Raw genomic sequence first — 17933 nt, forward strand, 5'->3', positions numbered from 1 at the left:
CTTAAAAAATGAAAAAAATCATGTTGTGTTGTTCTGCTGGTATGTCGACCAGCCTGCTGGTGAAAAAGATGGTTGCTGAAGCTGAAAAGCGTGGTTTGGATGCCGAGATCAAGGCCTATGGTGCGGCAGAGTTCGATCAGCAGGTAGGTAATTACGAAGTCGTATTGCTTGGCCCGCAGGTGAAATACATGCAGCAGGATCTGCAGAAGAAAGCGGACGCCCACGGTATCAAGGTAGAGCCGATCAACATGATGGATTACGGCATGCAGAAGGGTGACAAGGTATTGGATTTTGCCCTGTCGTTAATTGACGGTTAATCACGAACTACAACAATAAAGGAATCGTTATGAGTGCCCTATACGACAAGTTAATCGGGGTGATAGAGCAAAAAATCACCCCCATGGCCGGTGCAATCGGCCAGCAAAAATACGTCACGTCGATCCGTGATGGGTTTATCGCCGCACTGCCTTTCATGATTGTTGGTTCATTCATGTTGGTGTTTATCTTCCCGCCGTTCTCGCAAGATACCACCTGGGGTTTTGCCCGCGCATGGTTGGACTTTTCCGAGCGCCACTTCGATACCCTGATGCTGCCTTTTAACTTCAGCATGGGGATAATGACCCTGTTTATATCGGTCGGGGTCGCAGCGAGTTTGGCTCGCCACCATGATCTGGATCCGCTGACCACGGGTATGCTGTCGTTCATGTCTTTCATGCTGGTGGCAGCACCGCTTGATAATGGCATGATTTCAACAGCTTACTTCTCTGGTCAAGGTATTTTTACTGCATTGATCGTAGCGATTTACGCGACCGAGGTGTATGCCTTCCTTAAACGCAATAACATCACCATTCGCCTGCCGCCTCAGGTACCGACCGGTGTTGCCCGTTCGTTTGAAATCCTTATTCCGGTGATGGTGTTGATCCTAACGCTGCACCCACTGAACCTGCTGATTGAATCGCAAACTGGCATGATCATCCCGCAGGCTATCATGGCTTTGGTTGAGCCGTTGGTTGCTGCGTCTGATACCTTGCCTGCACTTCTGCTGTCAGTACTGGTGTGTCAGATCCTTTGGTTTGCCGGTATCCACGGCGCGCTAATCGTCACCGGTATCATGAACCCGTTCTGGATGGCGAACCTTTCTGTTAACCAAGCAGCCATGGCGGCCGGTGAAGCTATCCCGCACATCTATGTTCAGGGCTTCTGGGATCACTACCTATTAATCGGTGGTGTGGGTTCTACCCTGCCATTGGCATTCTTGCTGCTTCGCAGTAAAGCTATCCACCTGCGTACTATCGGCAAGATGGGTGTTGTCCCGGGTATGTTCAATATCAACGAGCCTATCTTGTTCGGCGCGCCAATTATCATGAACCCGCTGTTCTTCCTACCGTTTGTATTGGTGCCAATGATTAACGCTACTTTGGCATACATTGCACTTGACCTGAACTTGGTAGCGCGTGTGGTTTCGCTGACGCCATGGACAACTCCTGGCCCTATCGGTGCATCTTGGGCGGCGAACTGGTCATTTAGCCCTGTCATCCTGTGTCTGCTGTGTATGGCTTCGGCTGCGATTATGTACATGCCATTCCTTAAGGCTTACGAGAAGCAACTACTTGAGCAGGAAGAGGCGAACAAAGCAGACGAAGATGCGGTAGAAGGCCAGCCTGTAACGGCTTAATTCCCCCCCCCCACCAAAAAAACATTAGAAACCAATTATTCATATCAAGTAATACCCAGCCCTGCTGCCAAGCAGCAGGGCTGCAGTAAAGTGGAGAGAGAGATGGATTTAGAAGAACAGGTAATGGGCATCATCATCAACGCGGGCCAGTCACGCAGCCTTTGTTATGAAGCCCTTCGCCATGCCAAGCAGGGTAATTTCGACGAAGCCGAAGGTTTGATGAAAGAAGCTCAGGAGTTTGCTAACCAGGCCCACTTGGTGCAGACCCAGCTAATTGAAGCCGATGAGGGCGAAGGTAAAACCAAAATGACATTGGTGATGGTACATGCTCAGGATCACCTGATGACCTCAATGCTGGCCAAAGAGCTGGTCGCTGAACTGATTGAGCTTCACCGCCGAGTGCAGTAATGCCAACGTAAAGTCAGTTAGCTAGACCATAAGAGAGGGACAATGAGCCCTCTCGTCCCACAGCCTTGAATACAGGCAATTTTTTCACCAGTAAATGGCACCACTGTTCACTTTCATCATTGTCGAGTTTTTTGCAAATCGACACAGAATGCTCGGCAATGCTGAAACGCACAAGATTAATAACAAAAGAGGGTAGGCAGATGTTGCAGTTAGGACTGGATATCGGTGGGACTAAAATTGAAGGCTTGGTACTGGATGCCAATGGGGAGCAGGTGTTTCGCCAGCGCATCCCGACCATCAAAACGAGCTACCAGGCTTTCATGAACAACTTGTTGGCCTTTATTGCCGATATTCGGCTATCCGTCGGCCAGCCTTTGTCTATCGGGATTGGTCTGCCGGGGGCAGTGGATCCGGTGACCGATAAAATCAAGAACTGTAACTGTTTAGTCCTCAATGGCCATGACCTATGGTCGGATTTAATCCAGGCGCTGGAGCAAGATGTTTACATTGCCAATGATGCCGATTGTTTCGCGCTGTCAGAGGCCGTGGATGGCGCTGGTGCCAATGGCAACACCGTATTCGGAGTCATTGTTGGCACAGGCTGTGGCGGTGGGATGGTGGTGAACCGTCAGCTGCTGATGGGCCCCAATGCCATTGCGGGCGAGTGGGGTCACAATATGCTGCCGGGCTATGATATCCGGATTGATGGCTCTAGCCAGCCTTGCTATTGCGGCAAGGACAATTGTATCGAGCGCTTTATTTCTGGTACCGGCTTTTCCGAGCGTTTCAACCAGCGTCTTGGCTGCAACTTGAGTGCACAAGAAATCATTGCTGCGGCGGAGATGGGTGACGAGGAAGCCAAAGGCTACTATGACCACTTTATTGATGCCTTTGGCCGTAGCTTGGCCTCGGTGATCAATGTCGTCGACCCCCATGTGATAGTACTTGGGGGCGGGTTGTCCAATGCCGAAGCTATCTACCGCGACCTACCGAAGGCCGTCGAGAAGTATGTGTTTTCGAAGCAGTGTAATACCCAGATAGTCAAAGCCAAGTTTGGCGACAGCAGCGGTGTGCGCGGGGCGGCATGGCTCCCCTCGATGCACGCTGAGGCAGCCTGAAAGGTACTGGGGTATTAACTACTGTTGCTGTGGGTGGAAATGAGTACGGAAACTCATGGAAACTGTCCGGGATAAAAGAGGTTTTTCTTCATGGTCGAATGACTGTGGAGGTGACTATGATATGATAGACGCCTGCTGTGTCTGCTGGCATTGAAGACGGTACGGTACAGTGGGAATTTTTGGGTAACAACGATGTAGTACGGATTAATGGCAACCATCACTGATGTTTCAAAGCTAGCAAATGTATCTAAAGCCACGGTCTCCCGTGTGCTGAGTGGTACGCGTGGGGTCAAGGAAGAGAGCAAGTTGGCGGTATTGAGAGCCGTCGAGGAGCTGAACTACAGGCCTAACGTTGCAGCGCAGAATTTGGCTAAGCAAGCCTCGCACTATATCGGTGTCGTATTGCCATCGGCTGAAGCGACCAATGTCGCTAACTACCTGCCACTGTTGTCCAAAGGTCTAAAATCCCTCAACAAATTCATGCTGCTGCATTACGCCAGCGATGCTGAAGACCAGCGTCGGGTCATTGATGAGCTGCAAGACCAGTGTGAGGCCATCATCGTGATGGGCGCACCGCCTGCAGGCCCGCAGCCAGCCAATGTAGTGCATTTCGATAATGTCTGTATCGAAGGTAGCCTGGTCAGTGGCTACAACTATGCTTTTGCCACAGAAAGCGCCTGCCGCTATGTACTTGGTAAGGGGCACCGTCAAATTGCCCTGCTGATTGATGATGCCGAGGAAGCCGCTAGCCAACAGATGCTGGATGGCTATCGCAGCGCGCTGCAAAACCTGTCGATCCCTTTCAACCGCCAACTAGTCGTGGAAGCCAAGAGCGATGTCGAGCAGGGCCTGCTGGCACTGATCAACAGCTTTACCAAATACACCGCACTGGTGGTCAAGCGTGATAGCCATGCTGCCGAAGCCATGCGCTTGATGCGTGAGTTCAATATTGCAGTGCCGCAGGAAGTGTCGATCATCAGCTTGGAAGACTCGCCACTGGCGACCTTGCTGTACCCGCCACTGACCTGTATCAGCTACCCGACCGAATCTTTGATTGATGACTGCCTCAAGCGGGTTAAGGGTATCGTCGATGGCAAGCCCCTCCAGATAGAGCAAGCGCCTGCCGCCTCTGGCCGTTTGGTTGCCCGCGCGTCGGTGATGACTTTAGCGTAATGCACCAGTGTGGTCGAACTGGCCATGCTTGAGGTAGTGGATCGCTTGACCGGAGACTGCCTGGCTATAGCGCATAGCGGTATGGCTGACTTTAAGCGCAATAAAATCATCCATATTGCCGACCTTGGCAGAATCAACTGACACTAACCCATCATTGGCGGACTCAAAGTAGGACTTGGTCGCGAAAGAAGGCTTGGTGCCAGCGATGATCCCAACCGGGTAGTCTGGCATGGGAAGTTGGTTGCCTAGGCTGTCTTTTCCCGACACCAGAGACTGGCTGACCTCACCGCCAATATCCATCAGGAAGTGATCCTGCATATGATCGGCCACTTCACTGCCCTGATTAGGGGTACCCATGAAGACAACTTTGCCTAGCTGTTCTGGGGAAAACTGATTTTGTGCCAGGTAATCCCTGATCACCAAGCCGCCGAGTGAATGGCCGATAAAGTGAGTCTGCCCACCTTTGGACACACAAGCTTGGATCTGCTGGCGGGTATCATCAAGCATCTCTTCCAAGCGAATACCTATGGTCGAATAATTGATAGTACAGACCGCAAAGCCGGCTTGTTCCAAGTTACCCTTCATCTTCCACATCGCATGGCTGCTGCGGCCCAGGCCATGGGCGAGCACTACCACATCCTCATCAGCGTTAATCTCTTGTTGGGAAGAGCAAGCGGTCAACAGGCCTAAGAGTGATAGGGTAATCAGGGAGTGTTTCGGTGTCATAATTTAAAGCGTTGCGGGTTGGGTTGATTAATTATTATACCGGTGTCACCTGAATCGGCCTTGACCTTGCAGGGTATCGCTAGAACCGTGATGTGGCGTCACGATAGGAGAAGGTACTCATTTCGAATTACACCCAATTGTATTATTATATTTTCTATCGACAGCTAGTCTATAGATTGGCTTCACTCGACTTTTTCTCCTAACCGGATACCGCTCATGTCTCACACCTTGTTGCCGAATATCATTGAATTTCTGACCCATGTCGATCCGTTCGACAAATTGCCTCAGGACTGCCTCGAAAAAATTGCAGGCTGTATCAAAATCAATTACCTAGGCCAGGGTGAGCGCATTGCTTTCTCAACCGACCAGGAAGAGTGCTATCTCTATATTATCCGCACCGGCGCGATGGAGCAGCGCAAATCCGATGGGGTGCTGCGTGCTAAATTGGGTGAGCAAGATATTTTCGGTTTCAGTTTTCTGCAAACAGAAGGGGAAAGTAGCCAGGCGGAAATGGCCTACACGGCCACGGCGATGGAGAACTCCCTGCTGTATTTGATCCCCCACGCCAAGCTCAAGCATATCCTGCGCTCCTACCCGGAATATGCCCAGCATTTTGCGGCACAGGCGCAGGTTCGTATCCAATCAGCATTGAGTGTGGTGTGGTCAGATGATGAAAAGGGGCTGTTTTTCAAAACCGTGGCAGAAGTCGCCAGTGATAGGGTTACCGTGGTGCCCGCGACATTGTCGATTCAGCAAACAGCTTACCGGATGACGATTGAAACGCCTTCACCACTGGCGGTGGTGAAGGATGGTAACAGTATTGTTGGGGTGATGACCGATAGGGATTTGGCTAAGCGGGTGCTAGCAAAGTGCGTGAATCCAAATCATCAGATCCAAGAGGTGATGACGCCAAACCCGCTCACGGTTGCACCTGATGACTTGGTCATGAAAGCTGCTTCTTTAATGATGCAGCACAATGTCCGAAGCCTACCTGTGGTCAAGGACGGGCAGGTAGTTGGGGTATTATCGACTACGCACTTGGTGCAGAAGCACCGGGTACAGGCAATCTTCCTGATAGAGAAAATCAACTATACCGATTCGTTAGAAGATTTGGTCGAGCTGGCCTCAGAGCGTCAGGCGATTTTCGAAGCCTTGATTGAAGGGAATGTTGGCTCGGAGATCATTGGGCAGGTGATGGCGATGATCATGGACACTTTTAACCGTCGGATCCTACAGCTGGTGGAAGCCAAGATGGGGCCGCCGCCGTGTGAGTATGCTTGGGTGGTCGCTGGCTCCCACGCCCGCAATGAAGTCCATGCCCTGTCAGATCAGGACAATGCCATTATCTTATCGGACGATGTGACTGACGATCAGCGTATGTATTTCAAACTGCTGGCAATGGATGTCTGTAAATGGATGGACGCATGTGGCTATAGCCTTTGTAGCGGTAACTATATGGCCTCGGTACAGAAGTGGTGTCAACCATTGTCGGTATGGAAGGCGTATTACACTAAGTGGGCGGAAAACCCAGAATACGATCGCTTGCTCAATATCACCGTATTCCTAGAAGTAAGGGCGATCCATGGCCATGCGGTGTTTTCCGAAGAGCTGCAAGCTCATTTGATGAACCTGTTGGGTGAAAATAGCAGCTTTTTGAGCATCTTGGCCAGAGATACCGTGGAGACCCAGCCACCGCTGGGGATCTTCAATAAGTTCGTGTTGGAGAAAAACGGTGACCAGAGCAACACACTCAATATCAAGAAATACGCCCTTAACCTGATTGTCGATTTGGCTCGGATCTACAGTTTGTCGGTAGGCTGTACCCTGACCGGCACCGAAGAGCGATTCCAGTACGCTTTTGATCACGGCAGTCTGAGTGAAGAAAGCCTTAAGGACATTATTGGTGCATACCGATTTATTACCCGTGTACGCTACAGCCATCAGCTGCAGGCACTCAAGAAAGGTGAGGTGCCGGATAACCATATCTCGCCGGATATGTTCGGTAGCTTTGAGCGCAAGCACCTCAAGGATGCCTTCCGGATCATTGCTGAGCATCAGGACGCGGTGAAGCTGCGTTTTGGTCAGGCATAAGGAAAGCAACCGATGAAACGAATGTTGTCTTATTTCAAGCCGCTCAACCGTCTCGCAAGGGCACAGGCTAAGTGGCTGGCTAACTTTGCATCCATTGATTCGGGGTTGAACGACTCAGCCCCGCAGGTGGTCAGTCTGCTTGGTAGTGAGTTGCCAGCACCGGAAACGCCGCTGCTGGAGAGGGATATTATTAGCCTCGACTTTGAAACGACAGGGCTTAACCCGGACAAAGATCAGATCCTCAGTATTGGCTATGTAGAGATGCAAAATGGCATGCTCAACCTCAGCAGTTGCGAGGAAACCTTTATCAAGGACAGTAGCGGGATCAACGCCCAGTCGGCAATTATCAACCAAATCACCCCGGAGATGCTTAAGACCGGGGTAGGGCTGGACGAGGCGATGGATGCCTTGTTTGCCAAAATGGCGGGCAAGATTGTTTTGGTCCATGGCCTTACCGTTGAGAAGTCGTTCCTTGAGCACTACCTGCAACAACGCTTTGGTATCCCGTTGCCGCCACTGCTATGGCTCGATACGTTATTGATAGAAAAGATGCTGGTGACCAACCGCCATATGCGAGAAGAAGGGGATTACCGCTTGTCATCAATCCGCCAGCGCTATGGCCTGCCGGAGTATCCGAGCCACGGTGCCTTGATTGATGCAGTCGCCACCGGCGAGTTGTTGCTGGCTCTGCTAAATAAGTGCTTTGGCCGCGCAGTGCCTCGGCTCGATGAGGTGTATGACATGCATCATTATGAGCTAACAACGAGCGAGTAAACTATTAAGATTTCAGTGCATTGATTAGGGGCCAACTATGGCCCCTGTTTTTTGTGTTGCGGTTAGTGCTGTTATATCGAAGCGCTATAGATAACGTAAGCGATGAACAGGACGAACAGAAAGAACGCCCCCACTACTGCCTCAATCAATCTTGTCAAAAGACTTTTCTTGGAAAAGAACAGTAAATATACCGCGATAAAAATCAAGAATGCCGTCATGTATGGTTCTCACGTTGCTAGGTGGCCGGCGTCCATGTTGCCTAATAATAAGTTTTGGTGCTTAGGAGCTGAGGGGCACCTTCATAGTGATGAGATTATATATTTTGAACGCTGTTTTAGAAGGCAGGAAAAAGCTATCGCTGTTATCTGTTTTTTCAATAAAGCTGCTGAAGACGTGATTAATAGAGGAAAGTTGTAATGCAGCAAATTATCCCAGCAGGTGGAAATGATCAAATAGGTAGTAGCAGCCAAGTAGGATGACTACCAACAGTATGCCAATGATGGCTTTGACGCGCCGTGTAAAGAGGTTTTTCTTCGTCGTCAGTAGGTAATAGGTAGAGACAATAATCAAGAACGTTGTCATGGAGAGCCCTTTACTTACTTCCTTTCACCATAGGCGGTTTTCTGCCGCTCTCCAGAAAGTGAGAATCTGGCTTATAGTTAAGATGTTATCCAGCGAGTGAGAGCGTCTGATGAAGTGCCGAGCGAAGTTGAAGACAAGGCGGTGTTTACAAGCTTTTATTGCGGGTAGTACTTTATGGATGATAGCCGGGTGCGAGAGCAGTATGTTCACCCGAAGTTATGCCGAGCCGCCGATGAACAGCCAATACATGGAGCTGTACCGTACCAGTGAGATGATGAATAGGCCTCCGCCTGAAATATACCAATATCCCCGCCCCTCATTCAGTGAGGGCTGATATCTCCTTGCTGTTATAGATAAAAAAAGCCCCAGCACATGGCTGGGGCAACCGGATCAATAATGTAGTTACTTTGGCAAGTGACTAAACAAATTCAAAAATCAAAAATGATCGACTAAAATCAGAAAATTCATCGGGGGTGGAGCAATTACTGAACTTTGGCAACAGCGTCTTTAACTAGTAGACCTAGCTCATCCCACTGTTTGTTGTCGATAAGGTTGCCAGGAACCATCCAAGTACCACCACAAGCCAGTACTGAAGGTACTGCTAGGTAGTCATCGATGTTGTTAAGGCTAACACCGCCAGTAGGCATGAACTTAACTGGGTATACTGCAGTCAGTGCTTTTAGCATTGAAACACCGCCAGAAGGCTCGGCAGGGAAGAACTTAAGGGTACGTAGACCCATTTCCATTGCTTGCTCAACCAGGCTTGGGTTGTTTACGCCAGGGACGATAGCTACGCCTTTTTCCTGACAGTATTTAACTGTTGTTGGGTTGAAGCCAGGGCTTACGATGAAGTCAACGCCAGCGTCAATCGCTTCGTCAACTTGCTCTTTAGTTAGAACCGTACCTGCGCCGATTAGCATTTCAGGGAATTCTTTACGCATGTTACGGATAGCTTGGGCTGCCGCTTCAGTACGGAAAGTAATTTCTGCACAAGGCATGCCGTTGTCTACTAGGGCTTTACCTAGTGGGATTGCGTCTTCAGCGTTTTTGATCGCAATAACTGGGATCACTTTCAGCGCAGCTAGTTTATCGTTTAGGTTGCTCATAATTCTTTACTCTCACTCAGTGTGTGTTAAATCGTTGGCATCGCTTCGGCAGGGATAACTGCACCGCGGTACTGGATAACTGTTGATGCAACTTGGTGGCCTGCATGAGCGGCTTGGGTTGCTGAACCGCCGGTAAAACGCTTGGCTAGGTAGCCACCGCTGAATGAGTCACCTGCTGCAGTGGTGTCGACAACCTTGTCGGCAACCAGGGCTGGTACGAATACATTCTGGTCTGCGGTAACAACAAGGCAGGCATCTTTACCGCGCTTGATCGTAAGCTCGGTAACACCAGCACCTTGGGTACGTTCAATACACTCTTCTAGCGTTTCATCGCCGAACAGCAGCTGCTCGTCGTCGAAAGTCAGTAGTGCGATGTCAGTTAGGGATAGCATGCGAAGGTAAGCTTCTTGCGCTTCTTTCACACAAGCCCAAAGCTTTGGGCGGTAGTTGTTGTCGAACAACACCTTGCCACCTTTGCCTTTGAAGTCTTCAAGGAAAGTAAATAGCTGCTCACGGCTTGCTGCCGTTAGGATAGCCAGGCTGATACCGCTTAGGTAAATAGCATCAAAAGCCATCAGGTTGTTTAGCAGTTCTGCACTTTGCTCTTGCTCAAGCAGGTACTTAGCTGCTGCATCGTTGCGCCAGTAGTGGAAGCTGCGCTCGCCAGTGCTGTCGGTTTCGATGTAGTAAAGGCCAGGCAGTTTGCCTTCTAGGCGCAGCACCAAATCCGTATTGATCCCTTCCTTGTTCCAAGCTGCCAACATTTCATCACTGAAGCTGTCGTTACCTAGGGCAGTTACGTAGGTGGTGTTGATGTCCTTGTCCTTGGTCAGGCGAGATAGGTATACCGCTGTGTTCAGGGTATCGCCACCAAAGTTACGGGTTAGTTGGTCATTGGCTTGTTGCAGTTCAATCATGCATTCGCCAAGAATGGCAATGTTCATAGTAGCCATACATACTCCGGAAAAAGGGGATGGGAAGGTACACTACCGTGCCCTTCCCATCAGGGTAATTACTTCAAAAAGTCCTGACGAACTGGTGAGAACATGTCTAGCAGGATGCTGCCTTCTTCAAGTGCTACTGCACCGTGAACCGCTAGTTTCGCAGCGATGTACGCGTCACCTTTCTTCAGTACGCGCTTCTCACCGTCAACTTCTGCTTCGAAGCTACCTTCAACCACGTAACCAATCTGGTCATGGATATCGTGGGCGTGTGGGTGGCCGATAGCACCTTTTGCGAACTCTAGGTGTACTGCCATTAGATCTTCAGTGTGGCCAACGATTTTACGCTTGATGCCATCGCCTAGGTCTTCCCACTCAGTGTTGTTGATCTCGAAAAACATTGTGTGATTCTCCCGAAAAATTAATGTGTTAAAATATTACAATTTAAAATAGGGTACAAAGGTTCAGCCTTTGCTGGTGTTATTGGTTAAGCCGCACTCGTATCGGCTGCGGCTTCAGGCTTTTTTCGAGAAGCACTCACCAGCAGAATACCGACCGTTAGTACGATAGAGCCACACAAAATAAACAGTCCACGGCCAGCTGGTTCATTTGGAATCAGGGCCATTGCCAGAATACCGAAGCCTGCTACGCTGATTAGGTTACCCAGCATTGAACGCTGCGCTGTATCTAGCGATTGCTGCTCGTCACCACCAGAAACCAGTGGGGTATTCCAGTTTTCAAATAGTTTCTCGACTTCTTTCTCACGCTCAACCGTTAGTCCTTTGTAGAAGAAGGTCGTCATCATGAACCAACCACCGGTGAACACGACGTGTGCTGCTAGGCTTAGGCCAACAACCAGGTCACTCCACTCACGGCCTGTTAGCGGCTGCTCTAGACCGAATAGGCCTTCAACGTGATGGGCTTTCAGTGCAATACCGAAGATGAAAGAAACCACACCACCAACAATCAATGTTGACCAACCCGCCCAATCTGGGGTCTTGCGAATCCACATACCAAGAAGTACAGGAATAAGCATAGGGAAGCCAATCAGAGCACCAATGTTCAGTACGATATCAAACAGGCTCAGGTGACGTAGAGAGTTAATAAACAGACCAATCGAGATGATGATGAAGCCCATTAGGATAGTGGTCAGCTTACTAACGATGATCAGTTCTTTCTGGTTCGCATGTGGTCGGAAAATTGGCTGGTAGAAGTTACAAACGAAGATACCAGCGTTACGGTTCAGACCTGAGTCCATTGAAGACATGGTGGCTGCAAACATTGCTGACATCAGTAGGCCAACCATACCAGCAGGCATGACGTTCTGTACGAATGCTAGGTATGCTGCATCACCCGCTTTGTCACCCATAGAAGCGTACTGCGCGGCGAAATCTGGCATGAAAGCACTTACGTACCAAGGTGGTAGGAACCAGATAATTGGGCCAACAACCATTAGGATACAAGCAAGACCAGCGGCTTTACGCGCGTTTTCACTGTCTTTAGCAGCAAGGTAGCGGTATGCGTTGATGCTGTTGTTCATTACACCAAACTGCTTGATGAAGATGAATACAACCCAAAGAATAAAGATGCTGATGTAGTTCAAGTTGTTACCAACCAAGAAGTTACCTTGGAAGTTATCAACGATGTTACCAATACCACCACCGTGGAAGTATGCCGCAATCGCACACGTAATTGTTACTGCCATGATTACCAGCATCTGCATAAAGTCAGACGCGATAACGGCCCATGAACCACCTGTTACCGCCATCAGCATCAGTACGATACCGGTGAAGATAATGGTTGCTTCCATTGGGATGTTGAATACAGCTGCAACAAAAATTGCAAGACCGTTCAACCACACACCCGCCGAGATAAGGCTATCTGGCATGCTGCCCCAGGTGAAGAACTGCTCTGTGGTTTTACCAAAACGCATACGGATGGCATCAATTGCTGTTACCACACGTAGCTGGCGGAATTTTGGTGCGAAATACAGATAGTTGAGGAAATAACCGAACGCATTTGCCAAGAACAAAATAACGACGGCGAAACCATCTGTAAATGCTTTCCCTGCTGCACCAGTAAACGTCCATGCTGAAAACTGTGTCATGAAGGCGGTAGCACCTACCATCCACCACAACATCTTACCTCCCCCCCTGAAGTAATCACTGGTAGAGGTGGTGAATTTCCTAAACATCCACCCAATCGCGATTAGAAACAGGAAGTAGGCCAGAACTACGAAAGTATCAATGGTCATCTTTTTCAGCCTTAAGTTTATCGAACTGCTGCTAGTGTAATAATTGAAAAGTTATATTGTAATACAAGGTCACCATTTTCGTGACCTCAATCAAGTTTATTTTTCTGTGCTAGATCGGGTGGGGCTGCGAATTGAGGGTGTATATCCATACAAAACATAGGTTTAAGCTCCAATATTGACTTGGATCAACCTTGACAGCCAAATGTGACTGCTGTCGGGTTTTTTCAAAACAGTAGTGAAACAAAAATCTATTTGTATTATTTTATGTCCATCATAGAGGTGCAGTATACGCTCTAACCTAGAGGTCAATATGAACACAACGACACTGCCAGTGTTATTAACTAATGAAGAAGCTTCTGATTTACATAAAGAAATCGGAAGCTCTTCTTTAATGGGCCATACCATTGCAAAGTTACAGGCTGAACTTGAGCAATATATGTCACTGCCAATGGATGTTCCCGGTCAAAGTGAAGCCGGAGGTTATGAACATAATAAGCATAGGCAAAACTACCATTACATAAACTTGGCTGGCCGTTTGTTCCTGATCACTAAAGATGAGCGCTATGCCAAGTACGCAGGGCAACTTTTGACCCAATATGCAGACAAGTACTTGCAGCTCGACTTCCACGTTCAGCGCAACACTAACCCTCCAGGTCGCCTGTTCCACCAAATGCTCAACGAGCACATGTGGCTTATGTATGCAAGTTTAGGCTATTCATGCATCAGTGCTTGGCTTTCTGACTCGCAGCGTGATCACATCGTTGAAAACTTGTTCAAGCCGATGTTGGAGGTGGCGACCGAGAAGTATGACTTTGATTTTGACCGTATTCATAACCATGGCATCTGGGCTGTGGCGGCTGCGGGTATTTGTGGCTTAGCCATTGGCGAGCGCAAGTATGTCGAGATGGCGGTTTATGGCCTCAAAGGTGACGGCAAAACGGGTGGCTTCCTCGCCCAGTTGTCAGAGCTGTTTTCGCCATCGGGTTACTACATTGAAGGCCCTTATTACCACCGCTTTGCAATTCGTCCGTTGGCGGTGTTTGCCGAGGTACTGCATCGCCATATGCCTGAGCTGGATATCTACAACTACAAGGATCAGGTGATCAAGAAGACCACCCATGCCTTGCTGGCAACGGCATACCCGAACGGTGTGTTTCCGGCTTTGAACGATGCATCGAAGAGCATGGGCATTACCGATATGGGCGTAGTGGTGGCCGTGAGCATGGTCTTCAAGCGTTATGGCTTTGATAAGAACCTGCTGGGTATGGCGCAGATCCAAGACCAGGTCTGGATGCACCCTTGTGGCCAGGCTCTTTCGCAAGCTTGTGATGCCGAGGGCAATATCGAGCAGCCGTTTTGGCCGAGCGTTGAGCTGAACGAAGGCCCTGACGGCAATTGCGGTGCGCAAGGCTTCCTGCGCATGCAGGCGAAAGACAAAGATATCTGCCAGCTCTCCATGAACTATGGGCAGCATGGTATGGGCCATGGCCACTTTGATACCTTGGGTATCGCTTTCTATAACCGTGGCCAGGAAGTACTGCGTGAATATGGCTTTGCCCGCTGGGTGAATATCGAGCCTAAATTTGGCGGCCGTTACCTGGATGAGAACAAGAGCTATGCCCGCCAGACCATCAACCACAACAGCGTGACGGTGGACGAAAGCTGCCAGAACCAGTTTGATGCCAACCGTGCCGACAACGTACACGGCAAGCCGCACTTCTTCATGGGTGAAGGTGCCGAGCTGCAAGCGATGAGCGCCTTTGCTGATGAGCATTACCCAGGTACAGGCATGCAGCGTACCGTGATGATGCTGAAATCTGATGCTCTGGAGAGCCCACTGCTGATCGACCTGTATCGCCTGACTAGCAACAAACCGCACCAGTACGACTACTCGCACCAGTACCAGGGCCAGGTTATCCGTACTGACTTTGAATACCGGACTAACACCGAGCTTCACCCGCTGGGTGATAGCTATGGTTACCAGCACCTGTGGAACCTGGCACGTGGCGAAGCGGGCAATAGCGCTTTGATTAGCTGGCTGCAAGGCAATAGCTACTACACTTGGCTTGGTACCAGCTCAAGCGCTGACAACGAGGTGATCTTCACCCAGACCGGTGCCAACGACCCGCAGTTTAACCTGCGCCATGAAACCAGTTTTATTATGCGTACTACAGGCAAAGATTTGCTGTTCGCCTCGGCATTGGAGACCCATGGTTACTTCAATGAAGCGGTGGAAGCCTCTGTCGATGCCCGCGGTAAGCTAAACCAGATTAACGTCTTGGCTCACAACGAGACAGGCTCGGTAGTGTCTATTGACGGTGAAGGTATCCGCTTCACTGTGATGGTCAGCAACCAGCCGAATGTGACCGACACGACCGAACATCGAATTATCATTAACGACACAACCTATAGCTGGAAAGGATTCCTTGCTGTTGAGCAGGAGACGAAATAATGACGTATCAACCACTACTGATGAGCTTCGACGAAGCCGCTATCCTTCGTGAAGATCTGGGTAAAGATACCCTGATGGGCAATGCACTGGCCCGTGACATTGCAAAACTAGAAGACTACATCGCAACGGTTGGTATCGAAGTACCCGGCCACGGCGAAGGTGGTGGCTATGAGCACAACCGCCACAAACAAAACTATATCCACATGGATATTGCTGGCCGTCTGTACTTGATCACCGAGAACGAAGCTTACCGTGATTACATCCGCAACCTGCTGGTGGCTTACGCAGAGGTTTACCCTAAGCTGGAATTGAACGTCAGCCTAGATAGTAACCACCCTGGCCGTATCTTCCACCAGACACTGAACGAAAACATGTGGATGCTTTACGCTTCTTGTGCGTACAGCTGCATCCACCACACGCTGTCTGACGACGAGCGCCACCTTATCGAAAACGATCTGTTCCAGATCATGGCTGATATGTTCGTCGACACTTACGCCCACGACTTCGATATCATCCACAACCACGGCCTATGGGCTGTAGCTGGTGTGGGTATCTGTGGTTACGCTATCCAGAACCAGGAAATCGTTGATAAGGCGCTTTACGGCCTGAAAGGCGATAGTGTAAGCGGTGGCTTCTTAGCCCAGCTTTCTCAGCTGTTCTCGCCAGACGGCTACTATATGGAAGGCCCTTACTACCACCGCTTCTCACTGCGCCCAATTCAGCTGTTTGCTGAAGCCATTGAGCGCCGCCAGCCAGAAGTGGGTATTTTCGCCCACAAAGACGGTGTGATTAAAACGACCAGCTATGCAGTAATGTCAACGGCATTCCCTGATGGTACGTTACCGGCTTTGAACGACTCTTCTAAGACCATCGACATCAATGATGAAGGTGTTCTGATCACTACAAGTGCGTGTTTCGGCCGCTACGAAGAAGACGCTAACCTATTGGCAATGGCTGCTCATCAGAAAGATGTGTGGGTACATATCTCTGGTAAGAAACTGTCTGACGCGGTAGCGAAAGAAGAGAATATCCCTGCATTTAACTGGGGTAGCCTGTTTGTTACTGACGGCCCTGATGGCGACAAGGGTGGCCTGACTATCATGCGCCACCGTGACAGCAAAGACCAAGATACCATGGCATTGCTATGGTTTGGCCAGCACGGTTCTGATCACCAGTACCACTCGGCACTGGATCACGGCCACTACGACGGCCTTCACCTAAGCGTATTCAACAAAGGCCACGAAACCCTGCACGATTACGGTTTCGGTCGTTGGGTAAATGTTGAGCCTAAGTTCGGTGGTCGTTACATTCCAGAGAACAAGAGCTACTGTAAGCAAACTATTGCGCACAACACCGTGGTTGTTGATCGCAAGACGCAGAACGAATTCAACACTGCACTGGCAGAGTCACGTAACGGTGAACTGCATTTCTTCAAGACTGACAACGAAGACTTCCAGGGCATGAGCGGCATCGTACGCGAATACTACGCCGGTGTTGATATGCAGCGTAGCGTACTACTTGCGAAAGTTGACGGTATTGAAAACCCATTGATCATCGACCTATACCGTTTGATCTCTGAAGCTGAGCATGAGTATGACTTCCCTGTACACCATACAGGTCAGATCATTCGCACAGATTTCGACTACCAAGCAAATGCTAGCTTGAAGCCAATGGGCGAAAGCGATGGCTACCAGCACATCTGGCAGGTAGCTCAGGGTGAAGTATCAGGTAGCACGCTGGTAAGCTGGCTGCATGACAACAGCTACTACAGCATGGTGAGCTCTGCGGGTAACAAGGGTGAAGTGATCTTCGGCCGCCTAGGTGCCAACGATCCTGACTTCAACCTACGTTCTGAGCCAATGTTCGTATTGCGCCAGAAAGCGAAGTCCCACCTGTTTGCTAACGTGCTGGAAACTCACGGCTACTTCAATGAAGCGGTAGAAGCATCTGTTGATGCTCGCGGTAAGGTTGCGCGCGTTGAAGTTGTTGGCATGGATGATGTAGCTTCTGTTGTTCGCCTACACCTTGTTGACGGTCAGGTACTGACTTATGCGGTATCTAACCAAACTGGCGGCCTGCAAGACGGCAAGCACGAAGTAAGCTTTGCTGGCGAGACCTTCAGCTGGGAAGGCCCTTTCTCGCAGCTATAACTAACACTTACTAAGTCATTAATGGAAAGCCGGGCTCGCCCGGCTTTTTGCGTTTATACCCAAGCGACTTCAAGATGCAGGCTCACTGCGCCCTAAGTGAGTTTGAGTGTATAAGCACAATATATAAGCCTTGGTGCATAATGCTCGCTAAGGCTTTTGTATTATTAATTGGCTGTTTGTTACGCTGTAAACGAGATCTAGGTCACGTTGATGCAAAGATATTGCCGATTATTGGTGGGTTTAGTAATAGAATACTTTGGGTATATTGTATTACAAGATGGCTGATCATATAATGTATCCATCAATCGAGATAGCCGTTCCTCAAGTGGCTACCCTGAGACTGACTTATTATAACAATCACTTCCTAACTTAAGCTTTGCCTTGTCTAACAGCGCTCTAGGACGGAGCGCTATTTTTTTGCTAAATTCCTGGGCTGAGCGTTTTTCACCATTTGTTCACATGCTCCACTACCCACTTCACCAT

15 protein-coding genes are annotated in these 17933 nt (G+C 49.6%); 9 read left to right on the plus strand and 6 right to left on the minus strand.

Features of this window, described 5'->3' with window-relative positions; all coding sequences use genetic code 11:
* The first annotated feature begins 8 nt into the window (after nt 1–8).
* The 5 genes from ACXAGQ_RS23035 (at nt 9) to ACXAGQ_RS23055 (ending at nt 4374) form a co-directional block, all read left to right on the plus strand.
* The gene (locus tag ACXAGQ_RS23035) at nt 9–317 is read left to right on the plus strand and encodes a PTS sugar transporter subunit IIB (protein WP_107299461.1); all 309 of its coding nucleotides are present in this window, start codon (nt 9–11) and stop codon (nt 315–317) included.
* A 29-nt stretch (nt 318–346) separates the two neighbouring features.
* Complete coding sequence (locus ACXAGQ_RS23040; RefSeq protein ID WP_475257091.1) at nt 347–1675, plus strand: PTS sugar transporter subunit IIC; 1329 nt, start codon at nt 347–349, stop codon at nt 1673–1675.
* Nucleotides 1676–1777: 102 nt separating this feature from the next.
* Entirely contained in the window at nt 1778–2083 is a 306-nt protein-coding gene (gene chbA / locus ACXAGQ_RS23045) for a PTS N,N'-diacetylchitobiose transporter subunit IIA (protein ID WP_187464111.1), read from the plus strand.
* A 203-nt stretch (nt 2084–2286) separates the two neighbouring features.
* Nucleotides 2287–3201: an ROK family protein gene (locus tag ACXAGQ_RS23050; RefSeq protein WP_475257440.1), complete on the plus strand. Its 915-nt coding sequence runs from the start codon at nt 2287–2289 to the stop codon at nt 3199–3201.
* Between the two features lie 207 nt (nt 3202–3408).
* Complete coding sequence (locus ACXAGQ_RS23055) at nt 3409–4374, plus strand: LacI family DNA-binding transcriptional regulator (protein WP_475257093.1); 966 nt, start codon at nt 3409–3411, stop codon at nt 4372–4374.
* Here ACXAGQ_RS23055 and ACXAGQ_RS23060 read toward each other — a convergent pair.
* Entirely contained in the window at nt 4366–5100 is a 735-nt protein-coding gene (locus ACXAGQ_RS23060) for an esterase/lipase family protein (RefSeq protein WP_475257094.1), read from the minus strand. The two genes, ACXAGQ_RS23055 and ACXAGQ_RS23060, sit on opposite strands and share 9 nt — an antisense overlap.
* Before the next feature lie 216 nt (nt 5101–5316).
* Between ACXAGQ_RS23060 and ACXAGQ_RS23065 the strand changes: the two genes are divergently transcribed.
* Nucleotides 5317–7191: a DUF294 nucleotidyltransferase-like domain-containing protein gene (locus ACXAGQ_RS23065; protein ID WP_475257095.1), complete on the plus strand. Its 1875-nt coding sequence runs from the start codon at nt 5317–5319 to the stop codon at nt 7189–7191.
* 12 nt (nt 7192–7203) lie between these two features.
* Nucleotides 7204–7965 carry a 3'-5' exonuclease gene (locus ACXAGQ_RS23070; protein ID WP_475257097.1) on the plus strand — a complete coding sequence of 254 codons (762 nt, stop codon included), beginning with the start codon at nt 7204–7206 and terminating at the stop codon, nt 7963–7965.
* 426 nt (nt 7966–8391) lie between these two features.
* Here ACXAGQ_RS23070 and ACXAGQ_RS23075 read toward each other — a convergent pair whose 3' ends face one another.
* The 5 genes from ACXAGQ_RS23075 to ACXAGQ_RS23095 form a co-directional block, all read right to left on the minus strand.
* Complete coding sequence (locus ACXAGQ_RS23075; RefSeq protein ID WP_475257099.1) at nt 8392–8547, minus strand: hypothetical protein; 156 nt, start codon at nt 8545–8547, stop codon at nt 8392–8394.
* Between the two features lie 482 nt (nt 8548–9029).
* Entirely contained in the window at nt 9030–9653 is a 624-nt protein-coding gene (locus ACXAGQ_RS23080) for a bifunctional 4-hydroxy-2-oxoglutarate aldolase/2-dehydro-3-deoxy-phosphogluconate aldolase (RefSeq protein WP_187463438.1), read from the minus strand.
* Between the two features lie 26 nt (nt 9654–9679).
* Nucleotides 9680–10606 (minus strand): 2-dehydro-3-deoxygluconokinase, encoded by a 927-nt coding sequence (gene kdgK / locus ACXAGQ_RS23085; RefSeq protein ID WP_475257101.1) that lies wholly within the window; start codon nt 10604–10606, stop codon nt 9680–9682.
* A 59-nt stretch (nt 10607–10665) separates the two neighbouring features.
* Nucleotides 10666–10995, minus strand: coding sequence for a cupin domain-containing protein (locus tag ACXAGQ_RS23090; protein WP_187463440.1), 330 nt, complete (start codon nt 10993–10995; stop codon nt 10666–10668).
* 86 nt (nt 10996–11081) lie between these two features.
* On the minus strand, nt 11082–12848 hold the full coding sequence (locus ACXAGQ_RS23095; protein WP_475257103.1) for a sodium:solute symporter family protein: 1767 nt from the start codon (nt 12846–12848) through the stop codon (nt 11082–11084).
* 310 nt (nt 12849–13158) lie between these two features.
* On the opposite strand from ACXAGQ_RS23095, the gene ACXAGQ_RS23100 reads away from it, so the two are divergent.
* Nucleotides 13159–15300 (plus strand): heparinase II/III domain-containing protein, encoded by a 2142-nt coding sequence (locus ACXAGQ_RS23100; RefSeq protein ID WP_475257105.1) that lies wholly within the window; start codon nt 13159–13161, stop codon nt 15298–15300.
* Nucleotides 15300–17450 carry a heparinase II/III domain-containing protein gene (locus ACXAGQ_RS23105; protein ID WP_475257107.1) on the plus strand — a complete coding sequence of 717 codons (2151 nt, stop codon included), beginning with the start codon at nt 15300–15302 and terminating at the stop codon, nt 17448–17450. Before ACXAGQ_RS23100 ends, ACXAGQ_RS23105 begins: the two co-directional genes overlap by 1 nt.
* Nucleotides 17451–17933 lie beyond the last annotated feature (483 nt).

Source organism: Photobacterium sp. ABD4_091, assembly GCF_056160145.1.